Below are 23,932 nucleotides of genomic sequence, written 5' to 3' on the forward strand. Positions count from 1 at the left end.
CATTTGAATCCTTTAAGAAAACCTGCTAGTAATAGCAGGTTTTTTTTATGTGCATTGATTAATAAAAATGACGCAATCTAAAAATTACTATCGTATCGATCTCATTCTTGCCTTGATACATGCCGCTTTACTCTTGATCAGTTGGATAAGCCATACACGCTTTCCATTCATTCAAACCAAACCCGATATGAGTGGCCTGTTTTTTATGATCATTTCGATTTTAGGCGGAATGATTGCACTGATTATTCTGGCCGTTGTATTACCGCGTTTAGATCACTCGGTCAATCAATTAGCACTCAGGAAATTTTTATATGCCTTGCTCTACTGGATTTCCAGTAGTCTTATTTTTATTCTGTTTGGCAATACCCAATGGCTATTTCACCTACCCTTGCCTTGCATCTTTATATTTGCTGTCATCTTTTTAGGTTCAATCTATTTATCCATCATACGACTCGCAGATATACGCAAACAAGATTACCTGATCCTTCTGGCTATTTTTGGCTTCTTTTTTCTCTTCTTTTTCTGCACAAGTTTTTAATAAAGGTTACGTAGCGTATCAATTTCCTTGCATCACCACCCTTTTCTTCTCCACAACGATAAGATATAAAATCTCGATTGCGCCCGATCGCACAAAGGACAGAAAAGATGATGAAGAAACTACAACTCTTATGTTTAACCACTGCACTTGCAGCCTCGTCTTCTCTCTGGGCAGCAGATACCACAAATGCCTCAACAGTAACCAATGCCGAAGCTGAAAAAACCATGCCTTATGGTGATAATCCAAGTATTGGTCGTGTACTGCTGTATAAAACCGGCAAAGGCATACAGAACCTGGGCAACTCGATTCAGGGTGCCTCTGAAAACACCTCTCAAAAGATCAGTGAAAGATGGCAAGACACCAAGAAATATACCGAAGAACAGTCAGAAGTGGTTCAGGCTCAAACCGAAAAAGCCAAACAGTTTACCGCTAAAAAGTGGCAAGAAACCAAAGATGCAGTGGTCGGAACCAATGAAGGCAATGTTCCGATTGAGCGTGCAGAACTGAGCCAGTCCTCAAAAAATTAAACTGTAAGGCCGCTACATGATAGAGGCCTTTCATTGGCTACTGCATGAAATAACACTTGACCGGGATCTGGTACAACACGGTTCACGATGTTGCTTCTGTTATCATTATTAAAAAATAGGCTTTAGATTTACAGAGTGATCTCAAAACATGGCTTGAACTTCCGGACTGTAGTCGACACACTGAACCGATCAATTTACAGGACTGGAAGCCCGCACATGATCCAACGCCCATTTAAAATGATCTTACTATTTGCCATCAGCGGAATCAGCTTTACCGCCTGTTCTACGCTGCAAAGCCCGATGTCCACGGCCCAGCAGCCCTTGGAACAAGTAAAGAATATTGGGGCTTCACCTACCACTGAAGGAAATATCGCCAGACTGCTGAAACAGGGCCAGAACTGCACGATTGAATTTACCGGATATTTTGACGGCGGACAGGCTGTAGAACACTGGACCTTTAATCAGGCCGGATTGATTTCTGCCGGCTCAACCACACAGCATCTGCGCAATCGTACGCTGGTTTCCTCAAATACGGCGACTGCTTTTGATATTGATGATCCGGCGGTTCAGGAAAATTTCAAGAAACTACAAAGTAATTTTAGTGCGGGCAAACTGGCGCAGTGCCATTAAAGTGATACAAAAAACCCGTTACGCCTGTCTGGCCAGTAACGGGTCATGGCTATTTAAACAATATTCTGGATCAAGCCAAGCATACAACTAGTTCGGACTTAAACCGCTGGTTGCCGCGAGCAGGTCAATACGTGGAAAAACCAGTCCGGTTCTACGATCCAGCACCGGTTTTCCGGTTGCTTTCAGACGGTTGATGGTCTGGTCAATCGTTTCTGCCGGTCTAACCGGGTTGGCACGTAACAAGGCAATGGCACCCGCCACATGTGGCGCAGCCTGTGATGTACCGCCCTGCGTCTCGCCCCCTGCCGTAATCATTGCCCCCGGCGCCAGTAAAGTCACCAGTGAGCCTCCATTACTAAAGCAGGTCACTTTATCTGCAGCCGTGGTGGAATCGGAACAGGTCAGTGGATTGCCCCATGACACACTGCCAATATTACTGTCATAGACAGCCCCCACGCTGACTGCACCTGCGACACAGGCCGGCGAAGATACCCCGTCAGCAAAACCGTCATTACCCGATGCGACCACCGGTACCACACCCGCAGCACGGGCATTGGCAAAGGCAGTCCGGTAACTGCTTTCATCACATTCGGACGTATATTTGACATCAGGCACCCCCAGGCTCAGATTGACGGCCTTGATGTTATAGGTCTGGGCATTATTCACGGTCCAGTTTAAAGCAGCCAGAATATCGCTATCGTATGCTGTACTGCCCCATTGCCCATTAACACGGATTTTGCGGAAGGTATCGATACCAATAATTTTGGTCTGAGGCGCCACTTTAGCCACAATGCCGGCAACATTGCTGCCATGCCCATCATCATCCAGACTATTGTCATCAGGGGCACTATCAAAGGCATAGACCACCCGGCAGCTGGAAGCAGGGGTATTTACAGCGGTACAGCCAAAATCCGCATGCTTATAATTCACCCCGGTATCAATCACCACGACACTTGTACCGGCACCACTAAAGCCATTGCTCACCGCCTGTGGCTGGTTAATCAGGGGTAAACTCTGAAGCGTGGTGGTGACATTTTTACGGTTGGGATAGACCCCCTTGACCGCAGGATCATTCAGGACTTTTGCCAGCGTTTCACGGTTTTGAATCCGGTACAGGCCTAAGGGCAGGCCATTAAATTCGCGTAAGGTCTGAAAGCCGGCTGTGCGGTCAAATTTATTTTTAAACTGACTTTTGCTACTGGCAATCAGGCTACGTTTTTCTTGCCCTAAAGTGGTGCTGCTTGCACCCTGTTCATATTCAATCAGTAAATCATTCGAATCATTATTGAGCAGTGCATTGAGGTCAATTTTGCCTTTAGCCACCTTGCTGAGGGCGGCAGTACTCAGTTGTTGTTTAAGTTGAATGGCATTGAGCGTTGCAGCCATCGGGCTACTACTATAAAAAACACATAAGCCAAGTAATAGGAAGGTTTTATTTTTCACTGTTGGTCTCCATGATTCCAGGGTAAGGAATCTTTGTTTTTTTGGTTTTCTTGGATAAAGAAACCCAGTCATTTAAAGTTTTTTAATTTCATTTGCCGGATCCGTATCAGGATCAATCGGCTGTATTGACGGATCACTTTTGGTGTCATAAAACTGGGCATTGTTTTGATGTGTTTCCAGTGTCTTTGACAGGGTTGATGTCGCTGGTTCTGTAGTTACCTCCTCTTTATTTAATACAGCGGGAACAGCACCCGATTGCGCAGGGCCGACCTGATAGATCGCGGTATCATCTGCTGAACTTGCAGGTTCCGCGGGTTCAAAATAAAAAACCACGATACCCAGTACCACTAAAACAAGTAGAAAGGCTGCAATCTGTTTCATTTATATTCTCCAGTGCCTTATGGCTGACGCTTGCCTGGTTTTCATTTCTTTTTCTATAAATCATGCAGATACCAGTTAAAATTCACTTTAAATTTCACCTGATCATGTTCATCAATAACGGTCTGGATCCTGTACCGGTTCAGACCTACATGGGCATGATGGATGCCTTTATGGCTGCAATCAGCTCAAGCCTTTTTCACAACAGACCGGGTGAAAAATAAAATTCATTAAAAAACTGTACTCATGATTTAATCTATTTATACCAAGCAATAAAAATGCCATGACCACTATTCTGTTTGCTTTTCTTAAAGTGTTTTAGCTGCGCTTCAAAACCTATCTGGTTTGATAATAAAATGTTCAGAATAGATGGCTTCACCGCCTGTACGGCAGGCTAAAAAAGATGTTTTTACAAGCATTTATACGGGATTAAAAACGTTAATTTTCACGTATTTATACCAAATTTGAATCTCCACAATTTATCACCAAAGTGTGTTTAAGCTGTAATCCGGTTGTAACGTTTGATGAAAATCACACATTTTTGATTTTTTGCTCGCTATGATGCAATTGCGTTAATGAAGTATCGCTTTACGATACATCGCTTAAGGAAATCGCAATGAAAAAAATGATCAAAACAGCTATCGTGACAACAACTATCCTTGCTTCTGCATCTGTTTTCGCACAGAGCGCCGGAGTAAATGCGAATGGCTCAGCTCAAGTCAATGTACAAACTGGTGGCTTGCTTAAAGGCGTAACAGGCGCAGTGAAAAATACAGCACAAGGTGTAGGACACGTGGCACAAGGTGTAGGTCATACTGCTCATCACGTTGGCCATGCTGCCGTGAATACGGGTGTCAAGGCAACGCAGAAAACAGTAGGAACAGCAACGCAGATCGGCTCACAAGTGGTGAGCAAAACAGGTGAAACTGTTAAAAATACCAAAAACTATGCCGTAGACAAGGCTATAGATGGCAAAGAACTTGCCGCTGAAACCACGACCAATGTCAAACAGCGTATTGCCGACCAGCAAGCATCGGCAAAATCAAAATCATTGAATCTGGGCGCTGCCACCAATGCAGAAGCACAAGTCAATGGCAAGGCATCAGGTGTCAATGCACAGACCGGCTTAAATGTCGATAACAAAGGCCTGCAAACCGGTGCCAATGTCGGTGTCAAAGTACTGGGTGTCAATGCCAACGTGAATACCAATGCAAAAATTGGTAGCAACTAAGGCTTTCCAGCAAGCTGAAAAAAAGCCCTTTGCAATGCAAAGGGCTTTTTTATGACACCACGTTAATGACAGCGTTGTAGTCTGGTCTGATCATCCAGCGGCTGTTCAACAAAATGGGTAAATCCCTGTTCATCACAGCTTAAGGTCAGCTGCTTATAACTGATGCTGCAAAACCCGGCATAGCACTTGAACACCAGTGGCGACTGATCAAGGGCCAACTCCTCCCCGACTTTCACCAGTTTGTGAATACCACGGTCATTCATGGTCAGCAAATAACGTTCAGCATTCAGCTCAAGCTCTACCAAGGCGCTGGTTGTGACACTCAGCGGAACCAGATAGTTCTGATTGGCTGCAAGCGTAGCAGCGCTATAACTTTCCAGTTTCAGACTGACCAGATTAAAGACCAGACAGGTCTCTTGGGCAGTCATTAGGGTTGGTTTGGAGCAAGCAGTCTGTTGTACAAAATGCGGATGGATTCCGAGCTTGTGCAGGTTCTGCTCGCTGGCATGATTTAGCTTGAATAGCTGCTGTACCAGTTTCTGCTTGATGATGGCATCAAAATAGCGCTCATCCAGCTCAAACTGATTACTTTCCAGAATCTTTAATAATGCCTGCGGATGCCTTGGCAGCAATGCATCCAGCACATGCCGATAATAAAACTTGCTTTGCTTTTTAACGTCACGTACCCGCTTGTAGAAATAGGTAAGTTCAAACGGCTTTTCGACAAAATCATTGAGCAGTTGCGAGCTTGCCAGCACCGAAAGTGCTTCATGGCCGGTAAATGGCAAATGAATCACATGCAGCTGAGGCAATAAGGGCTGGATTTTTAAGAAATGTTCTTTATCTTCGGCAAAATAAGGATCGTAAACAATAATGTATTCACGTGAAGCATCCACTTCATCGGCCTGAATCTGCATCTCCTGATGAATGCTGGCATCAAAAAACTCGGCATAACGGCGGTCTTGTACCACTTCAGGATCGATTGAATATTGTGGAACAAAAGCCACCACTTTTTGCATATTCAACAGGTTGGAATATTTAATCGCAGCATAGCCGCCCATGGAGCCGCCATAGCCAACAATCTGTTTGAATTGCTGCAAAATAGGCAGAATCTGTTGCTGCATTTGCAACATGCTGCTTTTAGGAAACCATGATTTCTGTTTTGGCATAATGCCAAGGACATTGTATTGATATTTTATTAATGATTTTTCAGCATTGATGGACATTCCCTTGGCACGACTAATCAGGTCGCCGAACGAAACGACCAAAGTGCTACTGGAACCTTTTAGAAAAATAACGCGAATATGTTCATCTTCAAATACGATTTGCTTATCCATGCTCACACTGAATAACTGATCCAAGGCCTGTAGCAAAAAGTCATCAAATGATGGCTTTGCCAAACCATAATTGCGGAGTATCTTATTTTATAGAGATAAGACAGATAAAAAAGCGCAAAAGATGACACAATCCTTACACCCTGCTGCTCAAAAAGGCTTTAGTTCAGGGGCCGAACTGTACCAGCAAGTTCGCCCCAGTTACCCGCAAGATATTGCGTTTTGGCTGCAAGATCGCCTCCAGATAGGTGAAAACTCCACGGTCATAGACCTCGGTTCAGGGACTGGCAAATTCTTACCCTACCTGTTGCAAAACCGGGCAAACGTAATTGCTGTCGAGCCTGTCACTGAAATGTTGCAGCAGCTTCGCCACAGCTATCCGGCAGTCCGGTGCATACAGGCTTCTAGCGACCAGATCCCGCTTGCAAATGCCTCCATTGACGCCATTGTCTGTGCCCAGTCCTTCCACTGGTTTGCCAATATGACCACCTTGACCGAAATGCACCGGCTGCTGAGCGCGTCGGGACATTTAGGCCTGATCTGGAATCAACGTGACACCACGGTTGACTGGGTCAAGGCACTGGCAGATGCAATTGCCCCGTTAGAAGCTGACACGCCACGCTATCATAGTGAACAGTGGAAACAGGTATTTGAACAGCAGCAACTGTTTCACTTTGCTGAATTACAGACTTTTCAGCAGAAACATCGTGGCACGGTCGAACAAGTGGTGAGTAAGCGCCTGCTTTCGACCAGCTTTATTGCGGCCATGCCCGACGCAGAACAGCAACAGTTAAAAGCAAAGTTTGAACAAATTGTATTTGATTTTACCGGTTTAACTGCGCAAGATCAGATTGATTTTCCCTATACCACCTTTGCATATCATTTTCAGAAAATTGCAAAATAAATATTTGTCGAGTTGATCCATGCCGAGTATTAAGACCGCCTTTACCCTGAGCTGCCTGCTCAGTTCAGCCCTGCTCCTGAGTGCCTGCAATAAAGATAAAGAACCGCCTGCCCAGCAACAACAGCAAAGCGGTTCAGCTCAGGACACAATTGGACAGTTAAAGCAGCTGCCGATCAAACAGTTCCCTGCAACCGCGGATGATGGTCACGATATTGCCATACTGGATGACTATGACCGTCGTTTTACCGACATGAGTGACAGTATGGAAATGGAATTGGCCAAGATGAAAGAAGCCAATACCCTGACTCCGGAGTTTGAACAGCAACGCCAGAAGGACAATGTCAAATCTGCACTATCCATGCTCAAAGAGCTGGAGCTGAAAACCGAGCAAGGCCGTTATATTCAGGGCTTGCTATATGATTACTGGGAGCAGCAGGCCAAAGCCCTGCAACAGGCCGATAGCCCGAAAAGCGGTGCCAGCCAGAATGTCGATCAGCTCAATGAATATCTGCATGCTCAAAGCCAGCTGCATCACTGGAGAAGTACCCAGTCCGCTGAAACAAAGGCACAGGAAGAATAATGGATTGCCATAAAAAAAGAGGTTTTTTACGACCTCTTTTTTACCTCAATGGAGTGTAGTAATTTAAATATTCTGTTTTTCAATCCACTGAATGGAACTGACCCGGAACAGTTCACAGGCACCATCTCCGACACCGCCGGGGGTGAGCGACGATTTCCAGACCAGATCCTTATCACGAATCTCGACCAGTTCGCCTTTTAACTGCACCAGATCGCCACGCTTAACCTGCTTGATCTGTTTGGCAATCTCCGGATTGGCCGGAATAATATGCATATTCGACACCATTTTGATGGCCTGCTCCGGTGGTACAGGTAATTTGGTCATTTTCCAGTTCAGGTAACGGTCATACTGGCGTACATCAATGGTCCGTGCGATCTCGGGCTGTGCAAATAGTCCCAGACTGACCGCATAATCAATCGGGGAAAATTTGGCCTGCTCATCATCATGATAGACTTTTGAGCCAAGAATCCGGAAGTTGCCGTCAAAAGGTTTCAGGACCGAAATCGATTGATATTTCACAACGGGCGCTAAACCATTGGCAATATTATATTCTTCCCCACCGGTCGATGCATGTGTCTGCCCAATTGCAACAACCATGCATAAACTCATCAACAGACGTTTTTTCATGGCTCAATCATCCTCAAATCAGCAAAAACTTAGAAAAGTATTTCTGTTCATAGTATGCTTAGATGGTGAAAAAAAGTGCTTTTTTTAGTAACAATCCAACTGACTTTAGTCATATTTTTGTGGTGCAGATCCCATCCCCCTTCTTTTGAATCAATGAATGGAAGCCCATGATTTACCAATTTTACCAACGTCGCATTTTTCCGCATTTACTCAATCAGGTCATGCAGACCGCCAGCCTGATGGACCGACGCCGTGAACTGCTACTCTCGATCGAGGGAGAGGTCCTCGAGATTGGCTTTGGCACAGGTCTGAATATTCCGTTTTATGGCAATGTCGATACCCTGTATGCACTGGAACCCAATCCGGACATCTATCAGCTGGCTGTGGAACGGGTACAGCATGCACCGTTCTTTGTTAAACATGTACAAGCCTGTGCGGAGAAACTGCCTTTTGCCGATGCTTCTCTCGATCATGTCGTGTCGACCTGGACCCTGTGTAGTATTGCACAGCTCGATCAGGCCCTCGCAGAAATCTACCGGGTACTCAAACCGACAGGAACCTTTCATCTGGTCGAGCATGTCAAACATCCGGACTCGGCAAAAATACAGGCGCTGCAAACCCTGCTGACGCCCCTGCAAAAACGTCTTGCAGATGGGTGTCACCTCAATCGTGACATTGAACGGCACCTGTTACAGGCCCGATTTAAATTGATCGAGCAACAATACCTTGATGCAGAAGGGGTTCCGGCTGTTGCGCAAAAGATGCTCCTAGCCCGGGCACAGAAATTAGAGATCCCGCATTAATCTTCAAAATCGATTCTTAAAGTCTCAAAACGGATCCGGCCTTCGCGTACCGCCTGGGCAATGGCCTGCTGTCCTTTGCTCAGGCGCGCGCCGCCACTTTTGATGTCGAGCAAAATGACTTCGATATCTTCGGCTGCCCCGTCGCCATCACGGAAATCGGTATAGCCATCAAATACCACATAGTCGACCGGGTCTCCGAGAAATTTGGCATCACTTGGCAGATACTGGAACTCGGGCAAGATTGGCGCAAACTGTTCCGCCATTTTACCCTTCAGGACTGCACGGCTGGTATTGACACTGCGCTTCTGGGCATCCAGCAAGGCCTGTTTATGTTCCAGCTCCAGCTCGGCAATATACTTTTCATATTCGGCCTGCACACGACCATTCCGGGTACCCGACAGAATCAGGGTGGTGATGACGACTCCGATACAGCCACCGATCAACATTGCAAGCCAAACCGACATAGAAGCTTCCTTTTTATGAATGTCGCTATTTAACTGCAACATTAAACTTTTGTCATGTGTCACACACTCAGACTAAAAAGATGCTAAGGTATACCTGTATACGAGAGCCTAGTTAATAAATCTAATTTCATGAAAACCATATTAATCGCAAATCAAAAAGGTGGCTGTGGCAAGACCATGACAGCCATTACCCTCGCTGCTGCACTCTCACAAAAAGGCTATAGGGTGGCATTGGCCGATGCAGACAACCAGAAATCTTCCCTGCAATGGTTAAAACAGCGCCCGGATAGCGTAACCGGTATTCAAAGTCTGGACTGGCGACATGAAAAATCCATTGGCGAAGCACCAAAAAATCTGGATTATTTAATTATTGATGCGCCGGGCGCACTGTCAGGCGAGCATGCAGAGCAACTGGTCAGTGAAGCACACGCAATCGTCACACCGCTGCAACCGTCGTTCTTTGATATAGACAGTACCCGCCGTTTCCTGAAGCATTTACAAGACATTAAGCGTATCCGTAAAGGCAAGGTCCAAATCTTGCTGATTGCTAACCGGGTCAAGCCAAACAGTGCCAGTTCCAGAGATATTCAGGAGTTCTTTACCAAAATCGGGCAGGAACCGGTGGCATGGATTGCAGAACGGAGTGCTTATGGATCACTGGCCATGCAGGGTCTCAGTATTTTTGATAAAACCCAGAAAAACTTTGTCAGTATCCAGAGCCAGTGGCAACCGGTACTGAACCAGTTAGTCGATGATCCAAGCGAGTGGTTTTAAAGCCAGCGGTACCCCCTGCCGGATGGTACCGCTCACCTATTCGGCATTATGCTTTAAACATGGCTGCCGTTTATTCAGGTGAGATGAAAGGAGCAGGGTTTGCAGCCGGTTGCTCTGATTCGGTACTTTCATCTTTCAGGTTATGCTTCATTTCATCACGATCCAGATTTTCTGCTGCCTTGCGAATCTTTTCATTACCATGACTCCCCTCTGGATTTTGAGAGGCAGCGTTCTGGTCTAGTACCTGCTGTAATTGCTCCGTATCTGTCAGCCCTTCAATCTCCTGATAACTGGCTTTATCGTTATTCAATAGATTCGCAATGCTTGCATTGGACTGTGAAGCATCATCGGGGTTGGCTTTTTTTTGCTCAGGCTGATCTGGTTTTTCTGCTGATTGATTCTGATTGTTTGAATAAGTCATCGCACTACTCCTTAAAATTGATTTATGGATGCTGGATGAATTTAATCTAACAATACGCTTTGTAACTCGTTGCCGACTCCTGTATTAAACTCGATAGCAAATGTTGCCAGCGTGAGTTCATGTAGTTTGCTCCGGGGCGGTACAAGGATTTCATGATAAGCAGGCCTCGTTATTTTTCAGGCCTTGTGCATAAGTAAAAGTAGCGAAATGGCCTTTTAAATTTTATCTGCTTGGGCCATCAAAACATTTAAACGTGAAATTACCGAATGAAATTTTACTCAGCACATTTTTCAGTTAATATAATTTTATTCAAATTTTACTTTTAGAGACGGACGCTTGTGCAACAATACGCTCCTATATTACAACGCGTTTTGCTGTTTGGACTGTTCTTTGTCCTGCTCTTTTTGGGATTCAGTATCCTCAAGTACTTTATTGTCCCTGTCCTTTGGGCTGCCATTATTGCCTATATGACCTGGCCTGTTTACTTATGGGTGCAGCGTCGTTTCTTTGGTGAAAACCGGCCCACCCTGAATGCCACACTGATGATCACGCTGGTCATTCTGGTGATCGGTATCCCCTTCATTTTTGCCATCTTTATGCTGCAACTGGAAGGACGGAACCTCTATTTTAACTTACAGCGACAGCTGTTTTCGGGCAATATCCAGATTCCGGACTTTATCCGGAACCTGCCGATTATCGGCAAAGACATTAGCCGTACCATTAATGAACTGAGCAATGACCCGAACAGCATTACCAAGAATATTGCTGAATGGATTCAAAGCCACCTGAGTTATGGCCGCTTTGTTTTAAGTGAAATCAGCCGCAATCTGGTCAAACTGACCTTTGCCATCATGACCCTGTTCTTCTTTTATCGTGACGGGCAAATGATTCTGGCTCAGGTGAGCCGTGCCCTGGAAATGGTGATTGGCCCCCGTGTGCATCATTATCTGGATACCATTTCAGAAACCACCCGTGCCGTGGTCTATGGCGTCGGTTTAACGGCGGTTGCCCAGGCCCTGCTGGCCGGTCTGAGCTACTTTGTCGCGGGCGTACCCAACCCGATGCTGCTCACCATGGTGACCTTTATCCTTGCGCTGATTCCTTTTGGTACGCCGGTATCCTATCTGGGAGTCGGCCTGTGGCTGTTTGCCCAGGGTCAAACCATGGAAGCCATTGCTGTTGTGCTATGGGGGGTACTGATTGTCAGCAGTTCAGATAATGTGATTCGTCCATTGGTGATTTCCGGTGCAACCCAGATTCCATTTATCCTGATCATGTTTGGTGTACTGGGCGGTATTGCCAGCTTCGGTCTGGTCGGCTTATTCATTGGCCCGGTCATTCTGGCAATCCTGCTGGCGATCTGGCGTGAATGGCTGCATGAAAATGTGGATGAGCCAGTTGCAGCACTAGAAAGCCCACCTGAAACCAAATAGGTTTGTTTTGTTTAATTTTTTGTCATCAATTGATTAATGTTGCTTGCGGGATATCCTGGACTTTGTTTGAATCGGCAAATAAAGATAATTTATAAGGATATCTTCGCCATGACTGCTACGATTCAAAAACTTGCATTACTGGGCTGTATGGGCCTGAGTATTGCGGCCTGCTCCTCTGCCAAGCTGGATCACAACGCTTCCAAAATCCAGACACAGGCAACGACCCAGCCACAAAAACAGCTGGTACAGGTCTATCAGGTCGATGCCAAAGGTGTTGGGGCTTCGATTGGTACCGTGGCTTTTGAGGAAACCGCCAAAGGCCTGCTCATCACCCCAGCTCTTGGCAAGCTTTCGCCAGGTGAGCATGGTTTCCACATCCATGAAAACGGTTCATGTGAAGCTGCAATGAAAGATGGCAAAATGGGTGCTGCACTTGCAGCCGGAAGCCATTTAAACCCGAATAATGCACCGCATCACGGCACGCCAGAAAATGGCCATTTGGGTGACCTGCCTGTACTGGTCGTGAATGAAAAAGGCTTTGCCACCCAACCTGTCATCGCGCCACGCCTGAAACTGGCAGATATTCAGGGCCGGGCCATCATGGTGCATGTTGGTGGTGATAATTATTCCGACTCACCCAAACCTTTAGGCGGAGGTGGAGACCGTATTGCCTGTGGCGTAATTCAATAATTAAGGGCTATGGATATCTAAAAAGATATCCACAGTTGTGTTGCACTTTTAAACAAACGAAAAAAAAGCTGGGCAATCTGCCCAGCTTTTTTTAGTTGATTCCTTCCGCTTTACGCTCCAGCATCACCTGCTTCAATACCTGTCTAGGCTGGGCAAACCACAGGGCAATCAATGCCACACTGGCCAGCGCAAAGGCCCAGATATGGAAATGGGTATATAGCACCCGCACCAGTTCAATGATGACAAAATAACTCACCATCATCAGCATGGAAACGGCCGCTGCAACCGTACCTTTGGATACCTCTGAAGACATCAGGGCGAAACGGTACATGACCGAAAAACTGATGCCTTCCCCCAAACAGACCAGGGTCATGCCAATCAATAGACACGGCACCAGATAAGTTGGCCAGATCACGCCCAGCACCAGAAACAGCGTCCCCAGCAACATAATCGGCAAGCCCATTAAAATGGTTTTGCCGAGCGGGAAACGCTCAATAATCCGGATCAGCACCACATTGCCGATAATCAGGCCAAAGAATACCGGAAACTGCGCCAGGCCATACTGCACACTGCTCAGCTTCAACTCGTCGACCAGAATGATCGGTGACAAGGCAATCCATAACATTAACGGCATGCCGACCATGGGCAAGGCAATGCTTAAACCGAGGAAACGCCGGTTGCCAAATACTTTCTTGAAATCATCAAGAATATAGCTGAATGGCTGTTTCGGCTGTTTGCGGCTCTCCTGTGTGGCTGGCATAAATTTCTTTAAACCAAACCAGCTGATAAATGACACGGCAGCAATCACGACAAAGCCCCAGTGCCACGATACATAATCGATCAGGAAGGCGCCCAGTACCGGCCCCAGTAAGGGTGCAAGCAAAGAAATATTGGCCATGATTGCCATGACTTTAATGGCATCACGCTCTGCAAAGCTCTCCTGAATCGCTGCATAACCGACTGCAGTGATCACGCTCAGTCCCATACCTTGTAAAAACCGCAAGGTCAGGAACTGTTCAATGTTGTGCGTCAGTAAAATCAGCAAACAGCAGAGGGTAAAAAAAGCCACACCTGCCAGTAATACTTTTTTCCGTCCAAGGCGGTCTGAAAGTGGCCCAAGTAACCAGGCCACACTGGCACCACCCAGCAGGTAGAAAGACATGGAAGAAGGCGCCCAGGTCGCGCTGACGGCAAACTGCTCGGTAATGGCCAGCATGGCTGGCTGAATCAGGTCATTACCGATATAAACCGAAAATTCAAATAGCACTAAAGCTAAAGGAAACATGAGCGTTATACGGTTTAACGTCATGTTCTGATTATTCGTCATCATGTTTTATTCACAAAAATAACCAAATGGCGTCTGTCCCGTTTATAAAAAGAAAACAGGCCATCACCACGAGATATTATGGTTTAGATTTAAATTTTGATTTCATGCTATAAAAAAGCATGTGATAAATGTGAAAACACCGTATTCACAAGGTGTATATAAGAAAAAACAATCTATTTACGTGAGAGTGGTAAATGTTTTTACCTTTTGGCACATTTGCCAGGCGCAACTTTAGCACTTTTTTAAAATGACAGCAATTTAAACTACTTTTCAGGTCTTTTTTGGCCAATGTGAATAACCTGAAAGTTATCCACATTTCTGAATAGATTTTAGACTATGCAATAGAATCCCGATCATTATGGACATAACTCAAACTGGAAGGTTCCGGACTTTTCGCCTCTGGCACATTGATAACTTTGCTGTTTATGTACAATTTTCCAGACCTCTCCGTCACGCTTTAACTGATATTCGGTACGCACCGCCACAACAGAATCATCCAGTTGTGCCTGTTCAACCATGATCTGTGCATCGGTTGGATTTTCTGCCGTATTAAATTGCTGGTCTATTTTCAGGTTACTTTCATCGTGAAACAAATTCGGCTGATCCAGCAGTACCGCATGCATCGCCGTACTTTTTTGAACTGCCGCCTGCTGTTGCGATTCGGTGACGGGTTGATTACATGCGCTGAGGAATACAGCACATCCCAATAACATTGCAGTTTTATACATTTTGCCCTCTGCACTTCATGTTGCTCATTTATGCTACTATACAAAACTGCATGGTCAGGCAACAAAATGTTATGCCATGCTAGAGATTTGTTGGATTCAACAGTTTGCTCATAAATAAACAAATAAATCGAAGATACTGATTTTACGACCTTCATATCACAACAATTTAGGCATGCAAAGATGTCAGATTTCACTAAAAAATTAACTGTTATTTTAATCCTGGGCAGCAGTCTAGTTGCCTGTTCAAAACATCCAGATGATGCGGCAAATGAGGCTGCTGTTGCAACTGAGGCTGCCGCTGCAGACAGTCAGGCGATTCAGGACAATGCCGCGAAAAATCCGGAACAACTGGCGAGTCAGCAACAAAATGCCTTGGAGCAGAACCGTCAACTGGTTAAAAGTGCCCAACTCCAGTTTGAAGTCAAAGACGTATTAAAAACTACATCGGCACTGGAACAGCAGTTATCACAATACCAGGGCTATATCGAAGAGAAACAGATTCATTATCAAGTCAGTGACCGATCTGAACGGGATCGTATCGATGGCAGTGTTGATATTTATGAAAAAATCACCCCCACGGTACAACTCACGGTCCGTATCCCCAATCAACAGGTCACGCCTTTCCTGAATCAGCTATTGCCCTTGATGTTGAACTTTAATAGCCAAAGCTATGAAGCCAAACGTTATGAATTAAAACTGCTTGAAGAAAAACTGAATACCGCCAACCAAAGTAACAGTGCATCAAATACGGTCAATAACCAGTTGCAGCAACTGACCAATCTGGAAGTCAAAGACCGTTTGGCCTATAGCACCATCCGACTGGAGTTTTTCCAGCAAGCACAAGTCCGCAAGACCCGTGATCTCAATATCAGTCGCATTGCAACCTTAGACAGCGATCCTTTGCTCAGCCGAATCTGGGAAGCGATTAAAATCGGACTCTATGGTTTAAGAGAGACGATCATCTGGCTCGTGATGTTATGGCCGTTGTATCTCGCGATTGCAATTTTATGGGGCATTCGCCGTTGCTATAAGACGAAAAAGTCAAAAGCTGAATAATTTAATTATTGACTTTTGATCAATAGTATTTTGCTCATTTATGCATTTTTACTCATGAATAGATTTTCTAAAATACGCTCAGTTTTTAGTATCTATGTTTGAGTAATCCCATGAGCAATATTTTAATTATTAACGGCGCAAAAAAGTTTGAACATTCCAATGGTGAATTGAATGATACGCTGACCGAAATGTCTCAGGCCCATTTAGGTGCTCTGGGCCATAGCGTGCAAGTTACCCGAACTGATAGCGAGTATGATATTCAGGCCGAAGTTGACAAATATTTATGGGCAGATGTGGTGATTTATCAGATGCCTGGCTGGTGGATGGGTGCACCATGGACCATGAAAAAATATATTGATGATGTCTTTACGATTGGTCATGGTTCACTGTATGCCAGTGACGGTCGTAGCCGTTCAGATGCCTCTAAAAAATATGGTTCAGGTGGCCTAATCCAGAGTAAAAAATACATGTTGTCTTTAACCTGGAATGCACCGCTTGAAGCCTTTACCGATCCCGACCAGTTCTTCCACGGTGTTGGCGTAGATGGTGTTTACCTGCCTTTCCATAAAGCCAATCAATTTCTGGGTATGGAAGCACTGCCAACCTTTATCGTCAATGATGTGATCAAGGCACCGAATGTGCCAAGCTATCTTGAAGCGTACAAAGCACATTTAGATCAATTATTTGCAGCACTTTAAGCGAGAACCGATCATGCTGATTATTATTGCTGAAATCCGTACCCATGCAGGCGCCGAGCATCGTCAAGCGGTATTAGATGCATTTAAAAAAGTGACGCCAACCGTACTGGCAGAAGATGGCTGTTATGGTTATGAAGCCTTGATTGATCACCTGCCTGCGATTGAGATGCAGGCCACTGATGAGAAAACCATTGTCATGTTAGAGAAATGGCAAAGTACTGCTCATCTGGAAGCTCACATGCAAACTGCGCATATGCAGCAACATTTTGAAGCAACCAAAGACCATGTGGCTGATGTGAAAATCCGTATTCTGGTAAGCGGGATTTAACAGATAACATCATAAATCTGAGTCCGACAAAATATGAAATCATTGAATATTTAAGTCGAACTCAGCTGACGAATAAACGCTTTGTTTTACTGATAGTAATACTGTTTTAAATGACGGCTATAATCCGTTAAATAAGCTTCTAAACTGGCACGACGATCAGCCTTGGGCATCGACTTTGCTGCCAATTGCTCGATCTTGCTTTCCAACAACTGAAGAATTGCAGCTTGCTCCGCTTGGGGTAGCTGTGCTTTTTCTTGTTGCTGCTTTTTAATTTCCAGATAATCTTCTGCCCAATGACGTAATGGATCATTTACATCCACTTGCGCAAACAATTCGGTTATCAGTAATTCAGGCATCTGCTCTTGGGTTGCCAACTCTGCTGACATCAAACCACGAATCGAATAGAACACTTTCTTATAAGTAAAATTATCCGCGGTTTGCATCACTTTCATTCCACCTTTTGCCAATGATAAATAGTGGTGATACAACGCGCTATAATCAATTCGCTCTAGCAATCCATCTCGAAAAATTTGCCATTCTGGAAAAGCATTAAAATACACTATATGCGCTCTCACCCACTCTAAAACGGTTGGATTACTTTTTGTCAGTAACCCAAACATTTTATCGAGGTCATAAGAAACAAAATCAAAGTCCCCATCCATGATCTCAATCAAGTCACGATATTTTTTATAATCAAAATATTGATCTTTGCTCGGTAGATGAAAACCACGCACATCGTAGTCACTATCAGGACTGGCCATGCCCCATAAACGGCTGCCACTTTCGATATAAAATAATGGGATATCTTGGCGTTGTTGAAACAGATTTTCGATTTCGTGATGGATGTTCATATTTTTCTCTAAGATTCGATTAAGAGGAGGATTGCATTGTGTTTATCCACATCTATTTGATTTTCCAAATTTAATTCTTACAAAAAAATAATTTTCTAAGAGGTTAAACCTATTATCCTATAAAAAACCACTAAAATAGATGAGCCCTATTCGTTCACTTCTTAAATTGTAGAGTTCATAATTCTTGAATAAATTTAATTCTCCCTGATAACAAAGGAAGTTTGCCTCGCAATGAATAAGCTCTCCCAATACCCAGCAAGAGAAGTCTGCAAATACGAAGGAACAGGAATAAAATAGATTCGCGATTTTGACTCTCAACACAATACGCATACACTTTATATTATGCTGATTATAATAATGATCAATATAGTCTCCATATACTTGATCACTCTCTAGAAAGATATAAGCTTAAGTTTTCGTATTAGTTTTATAAAAAAAAGCGCATCTCTCGATACGCTTTTAGCAGAACTTCTTTTATCTAATCAAGCATTAAAGATCAAATAATTTACCCGGGTTCATAATCCCGTTCGGGTCAAATGCCAATTTCAATGCTTTCATATATTCAATTTCTTCAGGCGAACGTGAATATTGCAAATATGGCTTTTTGGTCATGCCCACACCGTGCTCGGCAGAGATCGAACCGTCATATTTTTTCACGGTATCAAACACGTATTTATTCACCACCTGACACTTGGCAAAGAACTCATCTTTGGTCAGGTTTTCAGGTTTTAAAATATTCAAGTGCAGGTTGCCATCACCAATATGACCAAACCAGCAGATTTCAAAGTCAGGATAATTATCTTGAACAATCGCATCAATTTCACGAATAAATGCAGGTACGTGGGTAATTAAGACTGAAATGTCATTTTTGTATGGAATAAACGGCGCGATTGATTCCGAAATATCTTCACGTAAACGCCATAAGCTTTCGACCTGATCAAGGCTCTGGCTCATCACGCCATCCAGCACCCAACCCTGCTCCATACAATGCTCAAAGATTTCCATGGCCTTGTCGACAATTGGCTCATACGGTGCTTCAAACTCAAGCAATACGTAGAATGGGCATTGTGTTTCAAATGGACGTTGTACATGACCGCGATCGAGCACCTTTTGCATCGCAAGTTCACCAAAGAACTCAAATGCGGTTAAGTCGATATCTTTCTGGAATGCATGGAGTACCGGCATCACCGCATCAAAATCAGGGACACCGAGCACCAGTACCTGCAAGTTCTGTGGCTGACGCTCAAGCTTGATTTCAGCTTCAGTGACTAGGCCTAATGTACCTTCGCCACCAATAAATAAATGCTGAAGCGAATAACCGGTGGCATTTTTAATCATGCCTTTATTTAAACGCAGGATATCGCCTTTACCTGTTACCACGGTCAGGCCAAGGACCCAGTTACGGGTCATGCCGTATTTGATGACTTTAATACCGCCCGCATTGGTGCCGATATTACCGCCAATCTGGCTTGAACCTGCTGAGGCAAAATCTACCGGATAGTACATGCCCTGTTCTTCGGCATAATTCTGTAATTGCTCAGTCACTACGCCTGCTTGTACCCGTACCATACGATCTGCCGGGAAAAACTCAAGAATCTGGTTCATCTTGTCAAAGCTGATCACGATCTCGCCATTGGTGGCGACAGCACCTGCCGAAAGACCGGTACGACCGCCCGATGGGGTAATTGCGACATTAAACTGGTTGGCAAGTTTGACGATGGCCTGCACCTGTTCAGTGCTTGAAGGAAAAACGATGACTGATGGGTTCGGATCAAAATGTTTAGTATGATCACGACCCCAATTTTCCAGACTGTCGGCATCGGTTTTAATACGGTTTTCACCCACAATTGCCGTTAATTGGGTCAATAACTCAGGTGTTAAAGCGACTGAAGCATTCATCGTTTACAGGCCTAGCAAGAAGTAAAGAGAGAGCATCTGGATAACAACATAATATTTTTCAATACTTTAATATGAACTATCCAAAATATAGAAACTCGGCAGCACAGTGCAGGCCTGAAGTGTCGAGGCCTGCCTATCAGATACCTGCATTTTACATAGAAGCAGGCATGGGATAAAGCGCAGGATAAAGATACTGTAATAACAAAATGTGTTTAACCCGTAAAATTCAGCACAAACTGAAAAATTATCAGCAATTCCGCTGTGCTAATTTTAAACCAAATATCTATAACTCAAAGCGGTATGCTATAGTACTGCAACTAAATTTTGGCCTTTGTAGCGGAGCCGTAATGAGCCAACATCTATCACTACCTAAAGACAAAATCCGTTTCCTTCTGCTAGAAGGCGTACATCAAAATGCGATTGATACCTTAAACGCAGCGGGTTATACCAACATCGACTACCACAAGACTGCACTTGAAGGCGAAGCTTTGAAAGAAGCCATCAAGGATGCCCACTTTATCGGTATTCGTTCCCGTACCCAGTTAACCGAAGAAATCTTTGAAGCTGCAAACAAACTGATTGCAGTAGGTTGCTTCTGTATTGGTACCAACCAGGTTGACTTAAAAGCGGCAATGTCTCGTGGTATCCCTGTTTTCAACGCACCGTATTCAAATACACGTTCGGTGGCAGAACTGGTTCTTGCTGAAACCATTTTGTTACTTCGCCGTGTGCCTGAAAAATCGAAAGATACACATGCGGGTGGCTGGAACAAATCTGCGGTGGGTTCTTTTGAAACTCGTGGTAAGACTTTAGGTATCGTCGGTTACGGCTCGATCGGTTCACAACTTTCTGTTTTGGCAGAAAGCCTGGGTATGAAAGTCATCTATTTTGATGCTGTGACCAAATTACCATTAGGTAATGCACGTCAGGTGGGCTCTTTAGATGAACTGTTAGAAACTGCGGATGTGGTGACTCTACACGTTCCAGATGTGCCATCTACGCGTAACTTCTTCAAGAAAGAACAGTTCGCAAAAATGAAAAAAGGCTCAATCTTCCTGAATGCTGCACGTGGTACCTGTGTGGTGATCGAAGATTTGGCGGATGCGATCAAGTCTGGCCACATTGCAGGCGCAGCGGTTGACGTATTCCCGAAAGAACCAAAAGCAAATGGTGAAGAATTCCAGTCTCCACTTCGTGGCCTAGACAACGTGATCCTGACCCCGCACGTGGGTGGTTCGACCATGGAAGCACAAGCCAATATCGGTCTGGAAGTTGCTGAAAAATTCGTTGCGTATTCAGATAAAGGTATGACCCTTTCTGCGGTGAACTTCCCTGAAATCGCATTACCACTTTCTGATGGTCAGCACCGTTTACTGCACATCCACAAAAACATGCCGGGCGTATTATCCAAAATTAACACCCTGTTTGCTGAACAAGGCATCAACATCTCTGGTCAGTCATTAATGACCAAAGGTGATATCGGCTACCTGGTCATGGATGTTGACGCATCTGCATCTCAAGAAGCACTGGATACCTTGAACCATGTTGAAGGCACCATCCGCGTTCGCGTATTGTTCTAATTTATAGTTAGAAATATGCTGAAAAAGCCACAGCCGATGCTGTGGCTTTTTTATGGGCATTTGAATTATTATGTGAATATTATACCGAATGTAAAAAAACAAGATGTCTAGCCCTGTACTGAAAACACCTCTGCATGCTTTATTGTTGTTGATGATTGCCATGTTATGTGTACAAGGCAGCGGTTCTTTAGCCAAAATCCTGTTTCAAAGCTTTCCTGTGCTGACCGTCTCTGCCATGCGCCTGTTTTTTGGGGCAATGATTCTGGCGTTCATTTTCAAGATCTGGACCATTAATTTTAAAGTGGTGCACTGGAAAGCTATTCTCAGCTATGGTGTTGCGCTGGCAGGTATGAATGCCCTGTTTTATTTATCCCTTGAGCGTTTACCTTTAGGCTTGGCAGTTGCCTTTGAGTTTATTGGCCCCTTAAGTGTTGCTTTATATCACGCCCGGCAAAAATACGATTTTATCTGGGTCGGCTGTGCCATTCTCGGTCTGGTTTTGCTATTTCCCTTACAGCAGGCCCAGCAAGGTCTCGACCTGATCGGCGTATTGTTTGCTATCAGTGCAGGTGCCTGCTGGGCACTGTATATTATTGCCGGACAAAAGCCTTCCGGCATCTCAGGCAATCACACCGTTTGTCTGGGTATGTCGATTGGCATGCTCTGCTTGCTGCCTTTTGCGCTCTTCTCCGGAGCAGTCGATCGGGTGTTTGAACTACCGAATTTATATTATTTTATTGGCCTGGCAATTTTAGCCAGTGCCCTGCCTTTTACCTTGGAAATGATTGCCTTACGGAGTTTGACCCCGCTGAGCTTCGGTACGTTGATGAGTCTCGAACCTGCTGTTGCTGCACTTTCCGGCTTTGTCTTTCTGGGTGAAACCTTACTCTGGAATCAGTGGCTGGCCTTGGGCACCATCATTATTGCCTCGATTGGCTGTACCTTTACCACGCAGCAAGCGCGACAGCACAAAGAAGAGGTCAAATAACCAATGCTGTATCCTTTCACCAAACACGCTTGTCCGCTGATGGGTGTCCGCTCATGAAAAATCTCCAGCTCGTTGCTGTGCTCTACATGATCCTGTCGATGGTGTCTTACCAGATCAGTGCTTCATTTGCCAAGCAACTGATTGCTACACTTGATCCACTGACCGTAACCATTTTAAGGCTCTGTTTTGCCAGTGTTTTAGTTGCCATCATGTTTCGGTCATGGAAGATTATCTCTAAATTGAACCAGTTGAAATGGCGCGATCTACTCTGCTATAGCGCTGCGCTAGGCTGCATGAATATCCTGTTTTATACCTCTTTGGGCAAACTCCCCCAAGGGATTGCAGTGGGGCTTGAGTTTATTGGTCCGCTCGGTCTGGCATTGTTGTCGATTAAGCAGCGTAGTGATTATATCTGGGTCGCGTTTGCAATTTTAGGCATCGCATTAATGGTGCCCTGGCAGGATGCACATGCCCAGCATTTTTCTTATGTTGGTGCTGCCTGTGCATTAAGTGCAGGTTTCTTCTGGGCACTGTATATTTATTATGGGCATCGTGTCGTCCAGCAAAACATCGGCATGCATGCGCTGACCATCGCAATCGGGTTATCCGCCCTGACCCTGCTGCCTTTTGGTCTCTGGAATAATGCGCCTGCACTGCTAGATACCCAATATTGGGGCAAGGCTTTGATTATTGCCCTGCTGGCAACGGCAATCCCTTATGCGCTAGATTTAATGGCACTGAAGCGTCTCAGCAAACTCAGTTATGGGACACTTTCCAGCCTAGCACCTGCATTGGCTGCACTGGCAGGTTTAGTCCTGCTCCATGAAAAAATCAGCCTGATTCAATGGGTGGCTTTGGCCTGTATTATGGTGGCTTCAATTGGTGTGACGTTGCGGGGTGGGAAAGCTTAGTTGATCTAAGCCTCTATCCTACAATGATCTGATAGCCCAAGCGGCAAATCAAGATACTCACCAAAATCAGGAATAAAATACGGATAAAGCCACTGCCATATTTTAAAGCCAAGCGGACCCCCAGTAATGAACCGGCAATATTGGCAACCGCCATCATCAGGCCCAAGGCAAACAGCACATGACCTGTAGGAACGAAGAAGCTTAATGCGGCCAGATTGGTCATTAAATTGCCAATCTTTGCCAATGCCGAAGCATGTAAAAAATCGACCTGTAGAAAACGGATAAAAAAGAAAATAAAGAAACTGCCTGTACCCGGACCAAAAATACCGTCATAGAAACCAATGGCTAAACTACCGATTGCAGCAAGCAGCAGTAACTTTGGGGTAATCTGCTGCTCCACATGCACTTGCCCAAACTGCTTTTTGGCGAAGGTATAAACCGCAATCACAATCAGCATCACCAAGACAATCGGTCTTAAGATATGAGTGGGAATCAGCGATACACAGGCGGCCCCCATAAAGGAGCTGATAAAGGCAAACAGCGCAATCACGCCCAACAGCGACCATTGCAATTTCACCCGTCGCACAAAGGAAAATGCAGCCGAGCCTGTCCCAAAAATGGATGCCAGCTTATTGGTACCAAATAAGGTGGCAGGTGCAGTTTGAGGTAAGGCACCCATCAAGGCGGGAATCTGAATCAGCCCACCACCACCAACGGCGGCATCAATGGTTCCTGCACAAAAAGCAAAGAACACCAGTGTCAGAATCAGTTCCCATTCCATGGACAATA

At 44.9% G+C, this 23,932-nt stretch carries 28 protein-coding genes; 17 read left to right on the forward strand and 11 right to left on the reverse strand.

The window, feature by feature from the left end; all coding sequences use genetic code 11:
- Positions 1-67: 67 nt before the first annotated feature.
- From OC23_RS16900 to OC23_RS16910, 3 genes are all read left to right on the forward strand, one after another.
- Positions 68-538 carry a hypothetical protein gene (locus tag OC23_RS16900; RefSeq protein ID WP_038346146.1) on the forward strand — a complete coding sequence of 157 codons (471 nt, stop codon included), beginning with the start codon at positions 68-70 and terminating at the stop codon, positions 536-538.
- Between the two features lie 107 nt (positions 539-645).
- Complete coding sequence (locus tag OC23_RS16905) at positions 646-1,065, forward strand: hypothetical protein (RefSeq protein WP_038346147.1); 420 nt, start codon at positions 646-648, stop codon at positions 1,063-1,065.
- 216 nt (positions 1,066-1,281) lie between these two features.
- Complete coding sequence (locus tag OC23_RS16910; protein WP_038346148.1) at positions 1,282-1,695, forward strand: hypothetical protein; 414 nt, start codon at positions 1,282-1,284, stop codon at positions 1,693-1,695.
- An 87-nt stretch (positions 1,696-1,782) separates the two neighbouring features.
- Here OC23_RS16910 and OC23_RS16915 read toward each other — a convergent pair whose 3' ends face one another.
- Both OC23_RS16915 and OC23_RS16920 read right to left on the reverse strand, forming a co-directional pair.
- Positions 1,783-3,081, reverse strand: coding sequence for a S8 family peptidase (locus OC23_RS16915; RefSeq protein ID WP_413772408.1), 1,299 nt, complete (start codon positions 3,079-3,081; stop codon positions 1,783-1,785).
- 129 nt (positions 3,082-3,210) lie between these two features.
- Positions 3,211-3,519 (reverse strand): hypothetical protein, encoded by a 309-nt coding sequence (locus OC23_RS16920; protein WP_038346150.1) that lies wholly within the window; start codon positions 3,517-3,519, stop codon positions 3,211-3,213.
- A 62-nt stretch (positions 3,520-3,581) separates the two neighbouring features.
- On the opposite strand from OC23_RS16920, the gene OC23_RS19210 reads away from it, so the two are divergent.
- Positions 3,582-3,740, forward strand: coding sequence for a hypothetical protein (locus tag OC23_RS19210; protein WP_161792306.1), 159 nt, complete (start codon positions 3,582-3,584; stop codon positions 3,738-3,740).
- A 392-nt stretch (positions 3,741-4,132) separates the two neighbouring features.
- Positions 4,133-4,747 carry a hypothetical protein gene (locus tag OC23_RS16925; protein WP_038346151.1) on the forward strand — a complete coding sequence of 205 codons (615 nt, stop codon included), beginning with the start codon at positions 4,133-4,135 and terminating at the stop codon, positions 4,745-4,747.
- 62 nt (positions 4,748-4,809) lie between these two features.
- Here the strand turns inward: OC23_RS16925 and OC23_RS16930 are convergent, their stop codons facing one another.
- Positions 4,810-6,084 (reverse strand): hypothetical protein, encoded by a 1,275-nt coding sequence (locus tag OC23_RS16930; RefSeq protein WP_038346450.1) that lies wholly within the window; start codon positions 6,082-6,084, stop codon positions 4,810-4,812.
- Between the two features lie 121 nt (positions 6,085-6,205).
- On the opposite strand from OC23_RS16930, the gene OC23_RS16935 reads away from it, so the two are divergent.
- Both OC23_RS16935 and OC23_RS16940 read left to right on the forward strand, forming a co-directional pair.
- Positions 6,206-6,985, forward strand: coding sequence for a class I SAM-dependent methyltransferase (locus OC23_RS16935; protein ID WP_038346152.1), 780 nt, complete (start codon positions 6,206-6,208; stop codon positions 6,983-6,985).
- 19 nt (positions 6,986-7,004) lie between these two features.
- On the forward strand, positions 7,005-7,565 hold the full coding sequence (locus tag OC23_RS16940; protein WP_038346153.1) for a hypothetical protein: 561 nt from the start codon (positions 7,005-7,007) through the stop codon (positions 7,563-7,565).
- A gap of 63 nt (positions 7,566-7,628) precedes the next feature.
- Here OC23_RS16940 and OC23_RS16945 read toward each other — a convergent pair whose 3' ends face one another.
- A complete protein-coding gene (locus tag OC23_RS16945) occupies positions 7,629-8,192 on the reverse strand; it encodes a hypothetical protein (protein WP_038346155.1) in 564 nt (187 codons plus the stop codon).
- Positions 8,193-8,359: 167 nt separating this feature from the next.
- On the opposite strand from OC23_RS16945, the gene OC23_RS16950 reads away from it, so the two are divergent.
- The gene (locus tag OC23_RS16950) at positions 8,360-8,995 is read left to right on the forward strand and encodes a class I SAM-dependent methyltransferase (RefSeq protein ID WP_038346156.1); all 636 of its coding nucleotides are present in this window, start codon (positions 8,360-8,362) and stop codon (positions 8,993-8,995) included.
- On the opposite strand, the gene OC23_RS16955 is transcribed toward OC23_RS16950, so the two are convergent.
- Positions 8,992-9,459: a Holliday junction resolvase-like protein gene (locus OC23_RS16955; protein WP_038346158.1), complete on the reverse strand. Its 468-nt coding sequence runs from the start codon at positions 9,457-9,459 to the stop codon at positions 8,992-8,994. The two genes, OC23_RS16950 and OC23_RS16955, sit on opposite strands and share 4 nt — an antisense overlap.
- Before the next feature lie 129 nt (positions 9,460-9,588).
- On the opposite strand from OC23_RS16955, the gene OC23_RS16960 reads away from it, so the two are divergent.
- A complete protein-coding gene (locus tag OC23_RS16960; RefSeq protein WP_038346160.1) occupies positions 9,589-10,233 on the forward strand; it encodes a ParA family protein in 645 nt (214 codons plus the stop codon).
- A 70-nt stretch (positions 10,234-10,303) separates the two neighbouring features.
- Here OC23_RS16960 and OC23_RS16965 read toward each other — a convergent pair whose 3' ends face one another.
- Positions 10,304-10,654 carry a hypothetical protein gene (locus OC23_RS16965; protein ID WP_038346161.1) on the reverse strand — a complete coding sequence of 117 codons (351 nt, stop codon included), beginning with the start codon at positions 10,652-10,654 and terminating at the stop codon, positions 10,304-10,306.
- A 338-nt stretch (positions 10,655-10,992) separates the two neighbouring features.
- On the opposite strand from OC23_RS16965, the gene OC23_RS16970 reads away from it, so the two are divergent.
- Together OC23_RS16970 and sodC are read left to right on the forward strand one after the other, a co-directional pair.
- Entirely contained in the window at positions 10,993-12,087 is a 1,095-nt protein-coding gene (locus OC23_RS16970) for an AI-2E family transporter (protein WP_038346162.1), read from the forward strand.
- A gap of 108 nt (positions 12,088-12,195) precedes the next feature.
- Positions 12,196-12,777, forward strand: a complete 582-nt coding sequence (gene sodC / locus OC23_RS16975) for a superoxide dismutase family protein (protein WP_038346163.1) — start codon at positions 12,196-12,198, stop codon at positions 12,775-12,777.
- Positions 12,778-12,868: 91 nt separating this feature from the next.
- On the opposite strand, the gene OC23_RS16980 is transcribed toward sodC, so the two are convergent.
- Together OC23_RS16980 and OC23_RS16985 are read right to left on the reverse strand one after the other, a co-directional pair.
- Positions 12,869-14,104 (reverse strand): MFS transporter, encoded by a 1,236-nt coding sequence (locus OC23_RS16980; protein ID WP_413772409.1) that lies wholly within the window; start codon positions 14,102-14,104, stop codon positions 12,869-12,871.
- Between the two features lie 356 nt (positions 14,105-14,460).
- On the reverse strand, positions 14,461-14,832 hold the full coding sequence (locus OC23_RS16985; RefSeq protein ID WP_038346164.1) for a hypothetical protein: 372 nt from the start codon (positions 14,830-14,832) through the stop codon (positions 14,461-14,463).
- A 180-nt stretch (positions 14,833-15,012) separates the two neighbouring features.
- Between OC23_RS16985 and OC23_RS16990 the strand changes: the two genes are divergently transcribed.
- The 3 genes from OC23_RS16990 to OC23_RS17000 all read left to right on the forward strand — a co-directional run bounded on the left by OC23_RS16990 (position 15,013) and on the right by OC23_RS17000 (position 16,914).
- Positions 15,013-15,888: a DUF4349 domain-containing protein gene (locus OC23_RS16990; protein WP_038346165.1), complete on the forward strand. Its 876-nt coding sequence runs from the start codon at positions 15,013-15,015 to the stop codon at positions 15,886-15,888.
- Between the two features lie 110 nt (positions 15,889-15,998).
- Complete coding sequence (locus OC23_RS16995; RefSeq protein WP_038346167.1) at positions 15,999-16,586, forward strand: NAD(P)H-dependent oxidoreductase; 588 nt, start codon at positions 15,999-16,001, stop codon at positions 16,584-16,586.
- A 13-nt stretch (positions 16,587-16,599) separates the two neighbouring features.
- Positions 16,600-16,914 carry a putative quinol monooxygenase gene (locus OC23_RS17000; RefSeq protein WP_038346169.1) on the forward strand — a complete coding sequence of 105 codons (315 nt, stop codon included), beginning with the start codon at positions 16,600-16,602 and terminating at the stop codon, positions 16,912-16,914.
- Positions 16,915-17,000: 86 nt separating this feature from the next.
- On the opposite strand, the gene OC23_RS17005 is transcribed toward OC23_RS17000, so the two are convergent.
- Positions 17,001-17,765, reverse strand: coding sequence for a DNA polymerase beta superfamily protein (locus OC23_RS17005; RefSeq protein WP_038346170.1), 765 nt, complete (start codon positions 17,763-17,765; stop codon positions 17,001-17,003).
- A gap of 489 nt (positions 17,766-18,254) precedes the next feature.
- Positions 18,255-19,664, reverse strand: coding sequence for an FAD-binding oxidoreductase (locus OC23_RS17010; RefSeq protein WP_038346171.1), 1,410 nt, complete (start codon positions 19,662-19,664; stop codon positions 18,255-18,257).
- A gap of 347 nt (positions 19,665-20,011) precedes the next feature.
- Here OC23_RS17010 and serA point away from each other — a divergent pair, with 347 nt between their 5' ends.
- The 3 genes from serA to OC23_RS17025 all read left to right on the forward strand — a co-directional run bounded on the left by serA (position 20,012) and on the right by OC23_RS17025 (position 23,143).
- On the forward strand, positions 20,012-21,244 hold the full coding sequence (gene serA / locus OC23_RS17015; protein WP_038346452.1) for a phosphoglycerate dehydrogenase: 1,233 nt from the start codon (positions 20,012-20,014) through the stop codon (positions 21,242-21,244).
- Positions 21,245-21,347: 103 nt separating this feature from the next.
- The gene (locus tag OC23_RS17020; protein ID WP_038346172.1) at positions 21,348-22,232 is read left to right on the forward strand and encodes an EamA family transporter; all 885 of its coding nucleotides are present in this window, start codon (positions 21,348-21,350) and stop codon (positions 22,230-22,232) included.
- 53 nt (positions 22,233-22,285) lie between these two features.
- Positions 22,286-23,143 (forward strand): EamA family transporter, encoded by an 858-nt coding sequence (locus OC23_RS17025; RefSeq protein WP_038346173.1) that lies wholly within the window; start codon positions 22,286-22,288, stop codon positions 23,141-23,143.
- A 13-nt stretch (positions 23,144-23,156) separates the two neighbouring features.
- On the opposite strand, the gene OC23_RS17030 is transcribed toward OC23_RS17025, so the two are convergent.
- On the reverse strand, positions 23,157-23,924 hold the full coding sequence (locus tag OC23_RS17030) for a sulfite exporter TauE/SafE family protein (RefSeq protein WP_038346174.1): 768 nt from the start codon (positions 23,922-23,924) through the stop codon (positions 23,157-23,159).
- Positions 23,925-23,932: the final 8 nt, after the last annotated feature.

This window comes from Acinetobacter sp. A47 (genome assembly GCF_000805455.1).
In the GTDB taxonomy this organism is placed as follows: domain Bacteria; phylum Pseudomonadota; class Gammaproteobacteria; order Pseudomonadales; family Moraxellaceae; genus Acinetobacter.

Coding starts and splice junctions, on each gene's coding strand:
- OC23_RS16985 (WP_038346164.1), bottom strand. CDS start 14,832: ATGTATAAAACTGCAATGTTATTGGGATGTGCTGTATTCCTCAGCGCA.
- OC23_RS16980 (WP_413772409.1), bottom strand. CDS start 14,104: ATGACGAATAATCAGAACATGACGTTAAACCGTATAACGCTCATGTTT.
- OC23_RS16955 (WP_038346158.1), bottom strand. CDS start 9,459: ATGTCGGTTTGGCTTGCAATGTTGATCGGTGGCTGTATCGGAGTCGTC.
- serA (WP_038346452.1), top strand. CDS start 20,012: ATGAGCCAACATCTATCACTACCTAAAGACAAAATCCGTTTCCTTCTG.
- OC23_RS16915 (WP_413772408.1), bottom strand. CDS start 3,081: ATGGCTGCAACGCTCAATGCCATTCAACTTAAACAACAACTGAGTACT.
- OC23_RS17030 (WP_038346174.1), bottom strand. CDS start 23,924: ATGGAATGGGAACTGATTCTGACACTGGTGTTCTTTGCTTTTTGTGCA.
- OC23_RS16900 (WP_038346146.1), top strand. CDS start 68: ATGACGCAATCTAAAAATTACTATCGTATCGATCTCATTCTTGCCTTG.
- OC23_RS17025 (WP_038346173.1), top strand. CDS start 22,286: ATGAAAAATCTCCAGCTCGTTGCTGTGCTCTACATGATCCTGTCGATG.
- OC23_RS16920 (WP_038346150.1), bottom strand. CDS start 3,519: ATGAAACAGATTGCAGCCTTTCTACTTGTTTTAGTGGTACTGGGTATC.
- OC23_RS16935 (WP_038346152.1), top strand. CDS start 6,206: ATGACACAATCCTTACACCCTGCTGCTCAAAAAGGCTTTAGTTCAGGG.
- sodC (WP_038346163.1), top strand. CDS start 12,196: ATGACTGCTACGATTCAAAAACTTGCATTACTGGGCTGTATGGGCCTG.
- OC23_RS16945 (WP_038346155.1), bottom strand. CDS start 8,192: ATGAAAAAACGTCTGTTGATGAGTTTATGCATGGTTGTTGCAATTGGG.
- OC23_RS16960 (WP_038346160.1), top strand. CDS start 9,589: ATGAAAACCATATTAATCGCAAATCAAAAAGGTGGCTGTGGCAAGACC.
- OC23_RS17010 (WP_038346171.1), bottom strand. CDS start 19,664: ATGAATGCTTCAGTCGCTTTAACACCTGAGTTATTGACCCAATTAACG.
- OC23_RS16905 (WP_038346147.1), top strand. CDS start 646: ATGATGAAGAAACTACAACTCTTATGTTTAACCACTGCACTTGCAGCC.
- OC23_RS16910 (WP_038346148.1), top strand. CDS start 1,282: ATGATCCAACGCCCATTTAAAATGATCTTACTATTTGCCATCAGCGGA.
- OC23_RS17020 (WP_038346172.1), top strand. CDS start 21,348: ATGTCTAGCCCTGTACTGAAAACACCTCTGCATGCTTTATTGTTGTTG.
- OC23_RS16940 (WP_038346153.1), top strand. CDS start 7,005: ATGCCGAGTATTAAGACCGCCTTTACCCTGAGCTGCCTGCTCAGTTCA.
- OC23_RS16925 (WP_038346151.1), top strand. CDS start 4,133: ATGAAAAAAATGATCAAAACAGCTATCGTGACAACAACTATCCTTGCT.
- OC23_RS16995 (WP_038346167.1), top strand. CDS start 15,999: ATGAGCAATATTTTAATTATTAACGGCGCAAAAAAGTTTGAACATTCC.
- OC23_RS16990 (WP_038346165.1), top strand. CDS start 15,013: ATGTCAGATTTCACTAAAAAATTAACTGTTATTTTAATCCTGGGCAGC.
- OC23_RS17005 (WP_038346170.1), bottom strand. CDS start 17,765: ATGAACATCCATCACGAAATCGAAAATCTGTTTCAACAACGCCAAGAT.
- OC23_RS16930 (WP_038346450.1), bottom strand. CDS start 6,084: ATGGATAAGCAAATCGTATTTGAAGATGAACATATTCGCGTTATTTTT.
- OC23_RS16965 (WP_038346161.1), bottom strand. CDS start 10,654: ATGACTTATTCAAACAATCAGAATCAATCAGCAGAAAAACCAGATCAG.
- OC23_RS16950 (WP_038346156.1), top strand. CDS start 8,360: ATGATTTACCAATTTTACCAACGTCGCATTTTTCCGCATTTACTCAAT.
- OC23_RS19210 (WP_161792306.1), top strand. CDS start 3,582: ATGCAGATACCAGTTAAAATTCACTTTAAATTTCACCTGATCATGTTC.
- OC23_RS17000 (WP_038346169.1), top strand. CDS start 16,600: ATGCTGATTATTATTGCTGAAATCCGTACCCATGCAGGCGCCGAGCAT.